Genomic DNA, 16211 nt, shown 5'->3' with positions numbered 1-16211 from the left:
AGTGAGTTAAGTGTACTTATAGTGCGACGTGGCATCAAGCATGTTTTAAAGCTTGCCAAAACTGTTCATCAGCTACTATTTCACCGTGCTCATCGAGTACCGGGTAGGGAAGCTTTTTTAGCTTACATTGCCGAGCAATAATAGGGTGACACCCTTCAAAATAAATGGGATGTTTAATTTCATCACTCAACATATTGCGATTATAAAGCCCTGCAAGTTCGCGCTGACGTTGAGCTTCAAAGAGTATTAATGCAGCTGCAACGGATACATTTAGTGATTGAACCATCCCTTGCATGGGTATAATAATGTTTTGATCAGCGTGTTTTAAAGCTTGCTCTGAGATCCCTGTTTTTTCTTGGCCGACAATAATGGCGGTTGGCTTAGTATAGTCTATTTCTCTAAAATCAACGGCATCGGTTGATAAGTGAGTCGCGAGTATTTGTATATCGGGATTACGAGCACGCATGGCTGTTGCCGCATCGTCAATATTTTTATGTAAATGTGTTTCCAGCCAGTTTTTACTACCACCAGAGGTATTATTAGTAAGCCACTTTTGGTTTTCTGGCCATACGGCATGCACATGATGACAACCTACTGCGTCTGCACTTCTTACGATAGCGGAAAGGTTATGGTGTTTATGTACGTCCTCTAAACACACTGTTAGGTCAGTTTGTCGGCGCGAAAGTACGTCTGCGATTCTTTGATAGCGAGTTTGCTGCATGATTATCCTTTTTTCAGTAATTATACGAGATTTTTAGTGTTAAGGCATTACTGTGCGGCTAATTGGGTTTTGTAGCGATATAAGAGTTTCCGTTGATTGAATAGCTTCAATTGCTTGTATTTTATTTATCAGTACATCTTGCAGATGATCGATTGATCGAGTCATTACTTTGATAAAAATACTGTAGTTACCAGTGGTGTAATAAGCTTCAACAACTTCCTCTAGTGCTTCTAGTTTAATTAAGGTTTGCGGATAGTCGCGTGCACTATTTAAATTAATCCCAATAAAACAGCACACGTCATAGCCCAACTGCTTGGTGCTGATAGTTAACTGAGTTCCTGTGATGATCCCCGCTTGCTTCATTTTTTCAATACGAACATGAATTGTGCCGGCACTCACATTAAAACGTTTTGCTAATTCTGCGTAGGGTGTGCGTGCATTGGCCATTAATGCATGCAGAATCTGTTTATCGAGATTATCGATTTGATAATTTTCCATTACCTTTACACTCTTTGATTGTTGAATCTTAATGTTTTATAGCATTTAATTGATGCTTTTAATATATTAAAGCTATTTTTATTGTGGGTTATTGAGTTAAATAATTAAATTGTTACGATAACCATATTGAAGCGTTATTTAAGACGCAATGAGTTACGAAAGTACAATAACTGGGAATGAGGCCAATTATTATGAGTTCACTTTATGTGCAGCAGCAGCAGCAAATAAGTCAAGTTAAGCATTTTTTTTCACAGCAACTAGAGCAGCAATTAGGATTAATAGAAGTACAAGCTCCTATACTTGCTCGAGTGGGCGATGGCACTCAAGACAACTTAAGTGGCCATGAAAATGCGGTAGCTGTAAATATAAAAGCTATTCCAGATAGCCGTTACGAAGTAGTGCACTCACTTGCAAAGTGGAAACGTAAAACATTAGGAGATCATAGCTTTTCTCATGGTGAAGGCATTTATACACAAATGAAGGCGTTACGCCCAGATGAAGACTCGTTGAGTCCTATTCACTCAGTATATGTTGATCAATGGGATTGGGAAAAGGTGATCTGCCAAGATAGCGAGCGCACACTAACTACACTTAAACAAACAGTTGAAGCAATCTATACCGGTATTAAAAAAACGGAACAATTTGTTAGCGATAAATTTGGTATTACGCCATTTTTGCCAAGCAGTATTACATTTGTACATAGCGAAGAGCTGCGAGAAATGTACCCAGATTTTAGTGCTAAGCAACGAGAAAAAGCGATTGCACAAGAGTACGGGGCGGTATTTTTAATTGGCATTGGTGGTAAATTGAGTGATGGTAAAATTCATGATGCAAGAGCACCAGACTACGATGACTGGTCAACGCCAACCTGTGACAAATACGCAGGATTAAATGGTGATATTTTAGTGTGGAACCCATTATTAAAAGACGCATTTGAGCTATCTTCAATGGGGATCCGAGTTAGTCCAGATGTGTTGCAAAAACAATTAAGTATGACGAGTGACGAAGACCGTTTAGAGTTTGATTGGCATAAGGCATTAATACAAAATAAATTCCCGCAAACAATTGGTGGTGGTATTGGTCAATCTCGTCTTGTTATGTTGTTATTACAAAAACCACATATTGGCCAAGTACAAGTGAGTGCATGGCCGCAGCACACTCATGCTGCATTTGATGGCTTGTTATAAATAATAAGGCCAACTAGTATAACTGCTTGGGCAATTTAACAAATTTAAATAGCCCCTTAGTTAAGTAGGTTGACTTAATGAGTGCTTTTAAAGCACTCATTTTTAATGTGTTTTAAATTCCACCTCAATTTTATTATTTTGCAGCTTTACACTACACGGAGGATAAGTTCGCGTAGTTTTGAGTACTTTATCAAAAATATGTATCACTACCCCTGAATGTAAAATGTTGTTGACTGCTAAGTTGGCATTATTTAATAAATCATGTAAATTATTTTCTAGTATGGATAGGCGTTTTTCTAACTGCTCGGCTTGTTGGCAGTAATGCTGCTGAGTAGCGCCAATTTTCCCAATAAGCATATTCTTTTTTTCTATGTCCTTAAGCAGATCGGCTTTTTCTAATGCTACTTGTAAGGTATCAAGTTGTTTATCGGCATTTGCTAAGTCTTGAAAGCAATTATCGGTATCAGCAGTGATTTCGGCCCCCGATGCAGCTAAGTTAATGACCATTTTTGCCCCCGACTCATTGCCTATTTCCCCAGCAATAAGGGTTGTTGCATTTAGCACTTCTCCGCCAAACAGCCTACCCTTGGGGAGCTCTGCTTGACCAACTTGTAGTAGATTAACAGCCTTTATTGAGCAGTGACTTGCTTGGCGTTCAATAATTATGTTAGTTGCTTCAAGGTAGCTATATTGTGCATGTGAAATATAGATGTCACCTTTACAGTTGAGTGTGCAAGAGAGTGATTTATCTTCAGGTTTATAATGGCCAATACTACCTTGTTTTACGGTAATGTTACCATCAGCTGTTAATTGTGCAGATTCAACAGTACCAAAAATAGTAATATCGCCTTTAGCCTTTACTCGCATACCTGGCTCTATGTTGCCACTAACAATAACGCTACCATCAAAATTAATATGACCACTTTTTACTGTAACTTCTGATATGGTAAAAATATCATCAACACGCATGCCATTATTTATTTCAACGGGTACGCCAGCAATAGTAGAGACAAGCTCAAGTGGATTAGATTTAGAGATTTTAGTCCCAGCACCAGAAATTAAAGAGATTATTTTACCTGGTTTGGCTGGAAGTAAGTCGCCAAGTACATTAAACCCTTCTTTACCTGGCGTGGCTGGTTGCTGGCGAATAAGTCTTTCGCCAGGATGTACACTGGCTAATTTACCAAAGTCGCGCATATCAACACTGCCATCATCTTTTAGTTTTGGCGCTTTTAGGCGATCTTTAAGTGTTTTTACTAAAGTATTAAATTTAGTATCTTGGCCATCAATAGGTAATCTGCCTTTAGCTAAAATACCTTTAGTTGAGCTTCCTGCAGGCATTTCAAATTGTTTTTGTAGGAGTTGCTCTAAAAAAGCTTGTTTATAACCTCTTGCTACCCGCGCTTTTACCAGCTGTATTTTTGCATCATCTAAACTAAGAACATTACCGCCTTGAGCCAAGGTTAATTCGCCAATAGCGAGCATTTTGTCATCACTAATAGTCACGCTTAATGTTGCATCGTGCTTAGTTGCTACTACCAAAATAGGCTCAGGGTTTTTACTTTTAAAAAAGTTATTAATAGAGTCATAATCTATTTTACAATCACAAAAATTCGACTCTTCCAGTGCTTTAATAATAAAAGCGGCTGAAGGGGGTGAGTGCTTACCGATATCAAGTAATACATTTCCGTTATGAGCAAGCTTAAACACGGGTTAATCCTTTTTATTATCAAAGCTAAGTTTGTTAATAGAGTGCTAGAAATTTACTTTTGAGTCAAGAATTGAGGGTAATAATGCGCAGGAAGTAGCAGAATAAGAGCTACAGCTTTGGCTATAGCTCTTAGAGTAAGTTAGTTAGTGGAAGGTAACTCCATAATTCCATCAATTTCAACTTGTACATTTTTAGGTAAAGCTCTTACACCAATAGCTGCACGGGCAGGGTATGGTTTTTTAAAGTATTGGCTCATTACTTCGTTAACTATTGCAAAGTTAGATAAGTCGGTAAGGTAAATATTCACTTTTACTAAGTCTTGAATTTGACCACCTGCTTCTTCACATACCGCAGCAATATTTTTAAATACTTGGTGTGTTTGCTGCGCAAAGTCTTCTGATATGACTTCCATCGTCTCAGGTACTAAGGGTATTTGACCAGATAAATAAACAGCAGTGCCTACTTTAACTGCTTGGCTATAAGTGCCAATTGCAGCAGGTGCTTTGTCGGTAGAGATAAATGCTTTATTCATGTGTTTCCTATTTTACTTTTTACGATAGACTTTTTGCACATCAGGCATCACACGAATGCGACGCATAATATTAGCAACATGGATACGGTTTTTAACGGTAATCCCTAAATCTATCACGTATAAATTACTTTCTTTTTCATCGGTGGCAATTTCTACAATATTAGCTTGTGTTGTCGCAACCACATTAGTTAACTTAGCGAGTGCACCTTGGTGGTTAATAATTTCAACACGTAAAGCCGCAATATATTCTTTTTCAGGGTTGTCATCCCATTTAACCACTAAGTATTTAGAGCGATCATTTTCCCACCCACGAATGTTTTTACATTCTTGGCGATGAACTGTTAGTCCTTTACCTTGGCTGATGTGTGCAGTAATAGCATCACCAGGAACAGGGCGGCAGCATTTAGAATAGTTAACTAGCATGCCTTCAGTACCAATAATGGTTGCTTTGGCGTGCTTGGCAATATTGGCTACATCACCATCCTCGTTTTGCAATAAACGTTTTGCAATTAGCATACTCATTAAATTGCCAGAACCAATCTCAACTAATAACGCTTGTACTGTAGTGAGCTCATGCTCTTTAAGTACTCTGTCGATATTTTCTTGGGCAATACTGTCGAGCTTACTTTCACCCAATGCAGAATCGAGTAAACGTCGGCCTAAAAGGAGTGCTTCTTCGTGATGCTGGCTTTTAAGGTAATTACGAACCCCTAAGCGCGCTTTACCTGTAACAATAAAGTTTAGCCAAGTTGCATTAGGGTGAGCGCCAGAGCTGGTAATTATTTCTATCGTTTGCCCTGTATCAATTGGTTTACTCAACGGGTAAGGTTTGCGATTAACACGTGCGCCAACACAAGTGTGGCCCACGTCAGTATGCACCGCATAAGCAAAATCAACCGCTGTTGCGCCCATAGGTAGCTCAATAATACGACCATCAGGTGTAAATACGTAAATTTCTTCAGGGAATAATTCAGTTTTTACATTTTCAACAAACTCAAACGACGAGCCAGCGCTTTGCTGTAACTCTAACAGGCTTTGCATCCATTGGCGTGCACGTTGCTGTGCAGTACTTCCAGCGCCACCATCATTTGCTTTTTTATACATCCAATGTGCAGCGACCCCTTTATCTGCCATATGATCCATGTCATGGGTACGGATCTGAATTTCAACCGGAATCCCATGCGGACCCACTAAAGAGGTATGTAAAGACTGGTAGCCATTGGTTTTTGGCACGGCAATATAATCTTTAAAGCGTGTTTCAATTGGTTTATATAAGTTATGTGCTACGCCTAAAACGCGATAACAGGTATCCATAGATTCAACCGCTATTCTAAACGCATAAATATCCATTACTTCATTAAATAACAGCTCTTTATTAAGCATTTTTTTATAAATACTATAAATATGCTTTTCGCGGCCAGACACAGTTGCTTTTATTCCTGATTGCTCAAGGCGCATTTCTATTTCGTTTTGAATGTTAGAAATAACTTCCTTGCGATTACCTCGTGCTTTAGCAACTTCAGATTTAAGTGCACGATGACGCATCGGATATAAAGCCTGAAAACCTAAATCTTCTAGCTCATTTTTAATATCATGAATACCTAAACGATTGGCAATTGGCGCATAAATTTCTAATGTTTCGCGGGCAATACGGCGACGCTTATCAGGGCGAAGTGAGCCTAATGTGCGCATATTGTGCGTACGGTCGGCAAGCTTGATTAAAATAACCCGAATATCTTGGGTCATTGCCATAATCATTTTGCGGTAATTCTCAGCTTGGAATTCTTTTTTATCTTTAAAGCTAAGTTTATCGAGCTTACTTACCCCTTCAACTAACTCAGCAACAGTATCACCAAAAATTTCAGCTAAGTCTTGCTGGCTAAAATTCGTATCTTCAATAACATCATGCATCAACGCAGCCATAAGTGTTTCATGGTCAAGATGCATACTTGCAAGAATTTGACTTACTTCAACAGGGTGAGTAATGTAGGGCTCGCCACTTGAACGAGTTTGTCCTTCATGGGCCTCTCGGGCTACCACATAGGCTTTTTGCACCAGCTCAACGTCGGCGGCTGGCAAGTATTCTGAGATTTTCTTTTTAAGACCTTCAAAAAGATACATTCACACTCCAATGTTCTTGTGAAGCAAATAGGAAACGGTAAGTTAAGAATATACGATGAAAAGACAGGATTGCCAACGGCTAGTGAAGAAATACTGCGCCGCTGGCTAAAATCAGACCGGGAGGTTGATTATTGGTTGCCACCAACAATAGCAGCAACAGCAGCTAATTCAGCTGCTTCTTGATGTTGTTGCTCTTCACGATCAATAACGTCCATTGATGAGCTATCTACCAAACCTAATTCAATTTCACGTAAAGCAATTACCGTAGGCTTATCGTTTTCAGGGTCTACTAGTGGTCTTTTACCACCAACAGCAATTTGACGGGCACGACGGGCCGCAACTAAAATTAAGTCAAAACGATTACCAATTGCATCTACTGCATCTTCAACTGTTACGCGGGCCATCTCAGCACTCCAAAATAATTTAAAAGCAAAGGCGTAGTTTACTGCAAGCAGCCTGTTTCGCCAATAGCCAGTGGTTAATTTTTATCTGTTTTACTTGCTTAATAGCAATATAAGCAAAGCTTACATTATTTAAGTAAGCTATTTAGTAAACTTTGATGACGAACGCTTTGCATTTTTAATGTTAAACGCTGCGCCATAACAATTGTTTCTATGTCGGTTAGTGCAGTATCAAAGTCATCATTAACAATTACAAAGTCGTATTCGTTGTAATGTGACGTTTCTGATTGCGCTTGTGCCATACGCCCAGCAATAATTTCTTGCGAGTCTTGGCCACGGTTATTCAAGCGTTGCTCTAGTTCTGCTTTTGAAGGCGGTAAAATAAAAATAGTTTGTACACTAGGCATAATTTTACGCACTTGCTGCGCGCCCTGCCAATCAATATCTAAAAACACGTCAATACCAGCATCTAGTTGCGACTCAATAGCTTGTTTTGATGTGCCATAGTAGTTATCAAACACTTGCGCCCATTCAAAAAAGTCCTCTTTAGCTATAAGTACTTTAAATTCATCGGTTGATACAAAATGGTAATGTACACCATTTTCTTCACCAGGTCGTTTAGCGCGAGTCGTGTGTGATACAGATACCTTCATATCCGCATGCTTTTTCAATAACGCATTTATTAAGCTTGATTTACCCGCTCCCGATGGTGCCGATAAAATAAATAAGTTTCCGCGAGTTTGAGCCATGTTTTTCTCTATCTAAAATAAATAGGCTTGAGTTATAAATAACTCAAGCCTTTAATAACACTATTGCACTTTAATTAACTCTTAGTGCTCAATTTTAAGGCTTGAACATTAAAGCATTACTCAATATTTTGGATCTGCTCACGCATTTGCTCAATCAGCACTTTTAGCTCTACAGCGGCAGTAGTAATGTCACTATTGATAGACTTAGATGCTAATGTGTTTGCTTCGCGGTTAAACTCTTGCATCATAAAGTCTAAACGACGACCACATGCCCCGCCTTTTGTAAGAATTTTTTTGGTTTCTTTAACATGCGACTTTAAGCGATCTAATTCTTCAGCCACATCTTGTTTTTGGGCTAAATAAATAAGCTCTTGTTCAAGGCGTGATTCGTCAATATTAGCCGTTAAATCTTCGAGTTTTTGCGCTAACTTTTCGCGCTGCCATTTGGCAATTTCAGGCATGTGCGTTTCTACAATAGCTACTTGCTCTAAAATAGCTTCAAGGCGAGTAGCTATCATCTCTTGTAGGTTTTCACCTTCATCACCACGTGCAGATTTAAAATCTTCTACTACTTGGTCAAAGCCTGCAATAAGAGCAGTATTTACACTATCCATATCAAGCTCTTGTGCTTCCATAACACCAGGCCAGCGTAGTATATCAACTGGGTTAATGTCACCATCACTGTGTTGTTGTACCCACTTAGCACTATTTATTAGCTGCTCTGCAAGTGCTTCATTAATTGACAGCTCGCCAACATGCGCAGGGTTTGCTACAAACTTTAAGAAAACTTCAACTTTACCGCGTTGTAAATGTTTACGTAAGCGCTCACGAATTACTGGCTCCATGCCACGAAATTGCTCTGGGGCACGAATAAATGTTTCAAGGTAGCGCTGGTTCACTGAACGAACTTCCCAAGTGCCGGTGCCCCAATCGCCTTTTATTTCGCGACGCGCGTAAGCAGTCATACTGTGGATCATGGATAGTTTCCTAAAATTAATAAATACAATATTACAATGATTATACCGTAACACTGCTTAAGCTCTAGGGAAAATTTAATAGACTGAATATTTTACAATCAGCATGGCATCTACACCGACATGCACTTATAATGTCGCAAATTCTGAATTAAGGGGATCGTCAATGCGTCCAAGCGAAAGAACAGCTAACCAAATTAGACCTGTTACATTTACACGTAATTATACTTTGCATGCAGAAGGCTCAGTACTTGTTGAGTTTGGTAATACTAAGGTGCTTTGTACTGCCACAGTTGAATCGGGTGTACCTCGTTTTATGAAAGGCCAAGGTAAAGGTTGGATCAATGCAGAATACGGTATGTTACCGCGTGCAACGCACACACGTAATGCCCGTGAAGCGGCGCGTGGAAAACAAGGCGGTCGTACTATGGAAATTCAACGCTTAATTGCGCGTGCACTTCGTGCTGCTGTTGATTTAAAAGCGCTTGGCGAAAACACTATTACTATTGATTGCGATGTTATTCAAGCTGATGGCGGAACACGTACCGCATCTATTAGTGGTGCCTGTGTTGCATTAGTTGACGCACTTACGCATATGCGTGCTAAAGGGATGATCAATTCAAACCCACTTAAATACATGATTGCAGCAATTTCGGTAGGCATCTATAAAGGCCAAGCCATTAGTGATCTAGAGTACATAGAAGATTCAGCAGCAGAAACCGATATGAACGTCATTCTGACCGAAACCGGCAAAATTATCGAAATTCAAGGAACTGCCGAAGGTGAACCGTTTTCGTTCGACGAACTCGATGAGTTACTTACATTAGCTAAGCACTCTATTCGTGAAATTATCGACGTACAAAAGCAAGCATTAGCATAACGCAAAGGATCACTGTATATGAAAGATTATCAAATAGAGTTTATTGAGTTCGCTTTAGAAAAGCAGGTATTAAAGTTTGGTGAATTTACTTTAAAGTCAGGCCGCACTAGCCCGTACTTTTTTAATGCTGGTTTATTTAATACAGGACGAGATTTAGCGCGTTTAGGCCGTTTTTATGCTGCAGCATTAGAAGATGCCGCCATTGAGTACGATGTATTATTTGGCCCTGCTTATAAAGGTATTCCTATTGCAACGACAACCGCAGTTGCTCTAGCAGATCATTACAATAAAGATGTACCTTATTGTTTTAATCGTAAAGAGAAAAAAGCACACGGTGAGGGTGGCACATTAGTAGGCTCTGAACTTAAAGGTAAAATCATGCTAGTGGATGATGTGATCACCGCCGGCACTGCTATTCGTGAGTCGATGGAAATTATCGCAGAGAATGGCGCAGATCTAAGTGGTGTATTGATCGCCCTTGATCGCCAAGAAAAAGGTAAAGCCGAGTTATCAGCTATTCAAGAAGTTGAACGAGACTTTAATACCAAAGTCATCTCTATTGTAAAACTAGCAGATCTAATTAGTTACCTTGAAAGCCAAGGGACTATGGATCAGCATTTAGCCTCAGTTAAAGCTTACCGCGACCAATACGGTGTAGCGTAAATAAAAGCCTCGCAATGCGGGGCTTTATTTTGACCTTCATTTATAGAGTTTATTAATGAAAGATGTATTAAAACCAAATGGCCTCGGTCTCAAGCGTGTTTTTAAAGCAAGCTATTGTTCGTACCTTGGCTTTAAAGCCGCGTTTAAAGAAGAAGTCGCATTTAGACAAGAGCTACTCCTATGCATTATTTTGTTACCACTATCATTTTGGTTAGCTTCGTCATTACTTCATTGGGCACTACTTGTTAGTACGCTACTGATTATGCTTATAGTCGAATTATTAAACTCCGCAATTGAAGCCCTAACCGATCGGGTAAGCACAGAGCGGCATGTATTATCAGGTAGAGCCAAAGATATGGGATCTGCTGCAGTAACACTTGCATTGTCGATCGTCGTGATCATCTGGGGCATTAGCCTTTATATAAAGATCGTTTAACCCTACTTTTAAATATGAGAAGGTATAAAAATATCTTTAGTTGTTAATAGCTTGCTAGTTATGTTGTATTTTTAACGTGTTTAGCTCAAATACTCAGCGAACAGCAGTTTATTTCAAGTTTTCTTTAAAAAACAGTTGATCTGTTTTCGGATCTCCCTATAATGCGACCCCACTGAGAAGGGATATGGCGACGCGCAGCGGACGATGCATAGCAAGGCAGCAACTACTCAGAGAGTTAAATAAAACTTCGGTTTTAAATCTTCCAAAAAGAAAGTTTAAAACAAAGTGTTGACTCGAAAAATAAAGGATGTATTATACGCATCCCTTGAGACGCTAAAGCGACTCAAAACGTTCTTTAACAATATAAAGCAATCATCTGTGTGGGCACTCGTACAGATTGAGTTCTAACAGCCAAGCTTAGTTCGCTAAGTAAGGCAAACAAATTAGAGTCTCAATTGAAAACTGAGTGACCAACAGAAGTAACTTATTTATAAGTTGCTTCGGCACAGTCAATTCAATATCGAAAGATATTAAAAAATTCAGAATTCATTGAGCTGTCGAAAGACATAAAACTTTTTAATTGAAGAGTTTGATCATGGCTCAGATTGAACGCTGGCGGCAGGCCTAACACATGCAAGTCGAGCGGTAACAGAAAGTAGCTTGCTACTTTGCTGACGAGCGGCGGACGGGTGAGTAATGCTTGGGAACATGCCTTGAGGTGGGGGACAACAGTTGGAAACGACTGCTAATACCGCATAATGTCTACGGACCAAAGGGGGCTTCGGCTCTCGCCTTTAGATTGGCCCAAGTGGGATTAGCTAGTTGGTGAGGTAATGGCTCACCAAGGCGACGATCCCTAGCTGGTTTGAGAGGATGATCAGCCACACTGGGACTGAGACACGGCCCAGACTCCTACGGGAGGCAGCAGTGGGGAATATTGCACAATGGGCGCAAGCCTGATGCAGCCATGCCGCGTGTGTGAAGAAGGCCTTCGGGTTGTAAAGCACTTTCAGTCAGGAGGAAAGGTTAGTAGTTAATACCTGCTAGCTGTGACGTTACTGACAGAAGAAGCACCGGCTAACTCCGTGCCAGCAGCCGCGGTAATACGGAGGGTGCGAGCGTTAATCGGAATTACTGGGCGTAAAGCGTACGCAGGCGGTTTGTTAAGCGAGATGTGAAAGCCCCGGGCTCAACCTGGGAACTGCATTTCGAACTGGCAAACTAGAGTGTGATAGAGGGTGGTAGAATTTCAGGTGTAGCGGTGAAATGCGTAGAGATCTGAAGGAATACCGATGGCGAAGGCAGCCACCTGGGTCAACACTGACGCTCATGTACGAAAGCGTGGGGAGCAAACGGGATTAGATACCCCGGTAGTCCACGCCGTAAACGATGTCTACTAGAAGCTCGGAGCCTCGGTTCTGTTTTTCAAAGCTAACGCATTAAGTAGACCGCCTGGGGAGTACGGCCGCAAGGTTAAAACTCAAATGAATTGACGGGGGCCCGCACAAGCGGTGGAGCATGTGGTTTAATTCGATGCAACGCGAAGAACCTTACCTACACTTGACATACAGAGAACTTACCAGAGATGGTTTGGTGCCTTCGGGAACTCTGATACAGGTGCTGCATGGCTGTCGTCAGCTCGTGTTGTGAGATGTTGGGTTAAGTCCCGCAACGAGCGCAACCCCTATCCTTAGTTGCTAGCAGGTAATGCTGAGAACTCTAAGGAGACTGCCGGTGATAAACCGGAGGAAGGTGGGGACGACGTCAAGTCATCATGGCCCTTACGTGTAGGGCTACACACGTGCTACAATGGCGCATACAGAGTGCTGCGAACTCGCGAGAGTAAGCGAATCACTTAAAGTGCGTCGTAGTCCGGATTGGAGTCTGCAACTCGACTCCATGAAGTCGGAATCGCTAGTAATCGCGTATCAGAATGACGCGGTGAATACGTTCCCGGGCCTTGTACACACCGCCCGTCACACCATGGGAGTGGGTTGCTCCAGAAGTAGATAGTCTAACCCTCGGGAGGACGTTTACCACGGAGTGATTCATGACTGGGGTGAAGTCGTAACAAGGTAGCCCTAGGGGAACCTGGGGCTGGATCACCTCCTTATACGATTTAGAACTTATTTGTTCGTAGTGTCCACACAGATGATTGTTAATTAGTGCTTGTCCTTCGGGATAACTAATTAATATGCTCTTTAAAAATTTGGAAAAGCTGATAATAAAATTCTGATGAATAACATTGTTATTTATCAAGAGTTTTCAAAAGTAAAAAAAGAATGGTAGCAGTACCATTCAGTGCCATTTAATTAACTCTTACGAGTTGATTGATTGGTATCTACTTTAGTATTCAATATTGACTTCTGGCGAAGTTAAACTGTCACACAACAAAGACCCGTTTGGGTTGTATGGTTAAGTGACTAAGCGTACACGGTGGATGCCTTGGCAGTTGGAGGCGATGAAGGACGTATTAACTTGCGATAAGCCTAGTCAAGCTAGTAAAAAGCACTTGAGACTAGGATTTCCGAATGGGGAAACCCACCTGCTTGCAGGTATCGTTAACTGAATACATAGGTTAACGAGGCGAACGCGGAGAACTGAAACATCTAAGTACCCGTAGGAAAAGAAATCAACCGAGATTCCGAAAGTAGCGGCGAGCGAAATCGGAACAGCCCTTAAGCTTATTATGTGTTAATGGAAGGCTGCTGGAAAGCGCCACGATACAGGGTGATAGTCCCGTACATGAAAAGACATTTTAAGTGAAATCGAGTAGGTCGGAGCACGTGAAACTTTGACTGAATATAGGTGGACCATCATCTAAGGCTAAATACTCCCAACTGACCGATAGTGAACCAGTACCGTGAGGGAAAGGCGAAAAGAACCCCTGTGAGGGGAGTGAAATAGAACCTGAAACCGTGTACGTACAAGCAGTAGGAGCCCACTTGTTGGGTGACTGCGTACCTTTTGTATAATGGGTCAGCGACTTATATTTTGTAGCGAGGTTAACCGATTAGGGTAGCCGTAGGGAAACCGAGTCTTAACTGGGCGAATAGTTGCAAGGTATAGACCCGAAACCCGGTGATCTAGCCATGAGCAGGTTGAAGGTTGAGTAACATCAACTGGAGGACCGAACCCACTAACGTTGAAAAGTTAGGGGATGACTTGTGGTTAGGAGTGAAAGGCTAATCAAACCGGGAGATAGCTGGTTCTCCCCGAAATCTATTTAGGTAGAGCCTCGGACGAATACTTACGGGGGTAGAGCACTGTTAAGGCTAGGGGGTCATCCCGACTTACCAACCCTTTGCAAACTCCGAATACCGTAAAGTAATATCCGGGAGACACACGGCGGGTGCTAACGTCCGTCGTGAAGAGGGAAACAACCCAGACCGCCAGCTAAGGTCCCAAAGTCATAGTTAAGTGGGAAACGATGTGGAAAGGCCCAGACAGCCAGGAGGTTGGCTTAGAAGCAGCCATCCTTTAAAGAAAGCGTAATAGCTCACTGGTCGAGTCGGTCTGCGCGGAAGATGTAACGGGGCTAAACTATGCACCGAAGCTGCGGATTCATCTTAGGATGAGTGGTAGGGGAGCGTTCTGTAAGCCGTTGAAGGTGACCCGGGAGGGTTGCTGGAGGTATCAGAAGTGCGAATGCTGACATGAGTAACGATAATGGGAGTGAAAAACTCCCACGCCGGAAGACCAAGGGTTCCTATCCCATGTTAATCAGGGTAGGGTAAGTCGACCCCTAAGGCGAGGCCGAAAGGCGTAGTCGATGGGAAACAGATTAATATTTCTGTACTCGATATAATTGCGATGGGGGGACGGAGCAGGCTAAGCAAGCATGGCGTTGGTAGTCCATGTGAAAGTGAGTAGGGCGTTTGTTTAGGTAAATCCGGACGAACATTAAACCTGAGACACGAGACGAGTCACCACGGTGATGAAGTTGCTGATGCCATACTTCCAGGAAAAGCCTCTAAGCTTCAGATTATATGGAATCGTACCCCAAACCGACACAGGTGGTCAGGTAGAGAATACTAAGGCGCTTGAGAGAACTCGGGTGAAGGAACTAGGCAAAATCGTACCGTAACTTCGGGAGAAGGTACGCTCCTATCTGTGATGAGACTTGCTCTCTAAGCGGACGGGAGCCGCAGTGACCAGGTGGCTGGGACTGTTTATTAAAAACACAGCACTGTGCAAAATCGCAAGATGACGTATACGGTGTGACACCTGCCCGGTGCCGGAAGGTTAATTGATGGGGTTATCCTTAGGGAGAAGCTCTTGATCGAAGCCCCGGTAAACGGCGGCCGTAACTATAACGGTCCTAAGGTAGCGAAATTCCTTGTCGGGTAAGTTCCGACCTGCACGAATGGTGTAACCATGGCCACGCTGTCTCCACCCGAGACTCAGTGAAATTGAAATCGCAGTGAAGATGCTGTGTACCCGCGGCTAGACGGAAAGACCCCGTGAACCTTTACTACAGCTTGGCACTGAACATTGAACCTACATGTGTAGGATAGGTGGGAGACTTTGAAGATGAGACGCTAGTTTTGTTGGAGTCAACCTTGAAATACCACCCTTGTAGTTTTGATGTTCTAACGTTGGCCCCTGAATCGGGGTTACGGACAGTGCCTGGTGGGTAGTTTGACTGGGGCGGTCTCCTCCTAAAGAGTAACGGAGGAGCACGAAGGTTGGCTAAGTACGGTCGGACATCGTACGGTTAGTGTAATGGTAGAAGCCAGCTTAACTGCGAGACAGACACGTCGAGCAGGTACGAAAGTAGGTCATAGTGATCCGGTGGTTCTGAATGGAAGGGCCATCGCTCAACGGATAAAAGGTACTCCGGGGATAACAGGCTGATACCGCCCAAGAGTTCATATCGACGGCGGTGTTTGGCACCTCGATGTCGGCTCATCACATCCTGGGGCTGAAGTCGGTCCCAAGGGTATGGCTGTTCGCCATTTAAAGTGGTACGCGAGCTGGGTTTAGAACGTCGTGAGACAGTTCGGTCCCTATCTGCCGTGGGCGTTTGAGAATTGAGAGGGGTTGCTCCTAGTACGAGAGGACCGGAGTGAACGAACCGCTGGTGTTCGGGTTGTCATGCCAATGGCATTGCCCGGTAGCTACGTTCGGAACTGATAAGCGCTGAAAGCATCTAAGCGCGAAGCAGGCCTCGAGATGATTTCTCACTAGAGCTATAAGCTCTCTGAAGGGCCGTTGGAGACTACAACGTTGATAGGCAAGATGTGGAAGTGCTGTGAGGCATTAAGCTAACTTGTACTAATTACCCGTGAGGCTTAACCATACAACGCCAAACGCGTTTTATGTGACAGTTCAAGCA

At 42.4% G+C, this 16211-nt stretch carries 12 protein-coding genes and 2 rRNA genes; 6 read left to right on the top strand and 8 right to left on the bottom strand.

Translation table 11 applies throughout. The annotated features are described in order from the left end of the window. Positions 1–34: 34 nt before the first annotated feature. Both trmH and asnC read right to left on the bottom strand, forming a co-directional pair. Positions 35–721 carry a tRNA (guanosine(18)-2'-O)-methyltransferase TrmH gene (gene trmH, locus CIK86_RS12785; RefSeq protein WP_086996258.1) on the bottom strand — a complete coding sequence of 229 codons (687 nt, stop codon included), beginning with the start codon at positions 719–721 and terminating at the stop codon, positions 35–37. 39 nt (positions 722–760) lie between these two features. Beyond that, positions 761–1219 carry a transcriptional regulator AsnC gene (gene asnC, locus CIK86_RS12780; protein ID WP_011329434.1) on the bottom strand — a complete coding sequence of 153 codons (459 nt, stop codon included), beginning with the start codon at positions 1217–1219 and terminating at the stop codon, positions 761–763. Between the two features lie 191 nt (positions 1220–1410). Here asnC and asnA point away from each other — a divergent pair, with 191 nt between their 5' ends. Continuing rightward, entirely contained in the window at positions 1411–2406 is a 996-nt protein-coding gene (asnA, locus tag CIK86_RS12775) for an aspartate--ammonia ligase (protein WP_086996261.1), read from the top strand. Between the two features lie 102 nt (positions 2407–2508). Here the strand turns inward: asnA and CIK86_RS12770 are convergent, their stop codons facing one another. The 6 genes from CIK86_RS12770 to CIK86_RS12745 all read right to left on the bottom strand — a co-directional run bounded on the left by CIK86_RS12770 (position 2509) and on the right by CIK86_RS12745 (position 8897). Then, positions 2509–4116, bottom strand: a complete 1608-nt coding sequence (locus CIK86_RS12770; protein WP_086996264.1) for a FapA family protein — start codon at positions 4114–4116, stop codon at positions 2509–2511. A 140-nt stretch (positions 4117–4256) separates the two neighbouring features. Continuing rightward, the gene (locus CIK86_RS12765) at positions 4257–4649 is read right to left on the bottom strand and encodes a RidA family protein (protein WP_011329431.1); all 393 of its coding nucleotides are present in this window, start codon (positions 4647–4649) and stop codon (positions 4257–4259) included. A gap of 12 nt (positions 4650–4661) precedes the next feature. Continuing rightward, positions 4662–6770: a bifunctional GTP diphosphokinase/guanosine-3',5'-bis pyrophosphate 3'-pyrophosphohydrolase gene (gene spoT, locus CIK86_RS12760; RefSeq protein ID WP_086996267.1), complete on the bottom strand. Its 2109-nt coding sequence runs from the start codon at positions 6768–6770 to the stop codon at positions 4662–4664. A 128-nt stretch (positions 6771–6898) separates the two neighbouring features. Continuing rightward, positions 6899–7174, bottom strand: coding sequence for a DNA-directed RNA polymerase subunit omega (gene rpoZ, locus CIK86_RS12755; protein ID WP_011329429.1), 276 nt, complete (start codon positions 7172–7174; stop codon positions 6899–6901). Positions 7175–7299: 125 nt separating this feature from the next. Further along, positions 7300–7920, bottom strand: a complete 621-nt coding sequence (gene gmk, locus CIK86_RS12750; RefSeq protein ID WP_086996270.1) for a guanylate kinase — start codon at positions 7918–7920, stop codon at positions 7300–7302. A 116-nt stretch (positions 7921–8036) separates the two neighbouring features. Then, positions 8037–8897, bottom strand: a complete 861-nt coding sequence (locus CIK86_RS12745; protein WP_011329427.1) for a YicC/YloC family endoribonuclease — start codon at positions 8895–8897, stop codon at positions 8037–8039. A 163-nt stretch (positions 8898–9060) separates the two neighbouring features. Between CIK86_RS12745 and rph the strand changes: the two genes are divergently transcribed. From rph to CIK86_RS12720, 5 genes are all read left to right on the top strand, one after another. Next, the gene (gene rph, locus CIK86_RS12740) at positions 9061–9774 is read left to right on the top strand and encodes a ribonuclease PH (RefSeq protein ID WP_011329426.1); all 714 of its coding nucleotides are present in this window, start codon (positions 9061–9063) and stop codon (positions 9772–9774) included. An 18-nt stretch (positions 9775–9792) separates the two neighbouring features. Beyond that, entirely contained in the window at positions 9793–10437 is a 645-nt protein-coding gene (gene pyrE / locus CIK86_RS12735; RefSeq protein WP_011329425.1) for an orotate phosphoribosyltransferase, read from the top strand. A gap of 55 nt (positions 10438–10492) precedes the next feature. Further along, a complete protein-coding gene (locus tag CIK86_RS12730) occupies positions 10493–10873 on the top strand; it encodes a diacylglycerol kinase (RefSeq protein ID WP_011329424.1) in 381 nt (126 codons plus the stop codon). 577 nt (positions 10874–11450) lie between these two features. Beyond that, positions 11451–12986 (top strand): 16S ribosomal RNA (locus CIK86_RS12725). 300 nt (positions 12987–13286) lie between these two features. Next, a 23S ribosomal RNA gene (locus CIK86_RS12720) occupies positions 13287–16175 on the top strand. Together the 16S and 23S rRNA genes form the textbook arrangement of a ribosomal RNA operon. Positions 16176–16211: the final 36 nt, after the last annotated feature.

Origin of the sequence: Pseudoalteromonas sp. JB197 (assembly GCF_002332205.1) — a bacterium.
In the GTDB taxonomy this organism is placed as follows: Bacteria; Pseudomonadota; Gammaproteobacteria; order Enterobacterales; family Alteromonadaceae; genus Pseudoalteromonas; species Pseudoalteromonas nigrifaciens.
The sequence above is the reverse complement of the archived record's forward strand: the minus strand, read 5'-3'. Positions and strand labels throughout refer to the sequence as shown.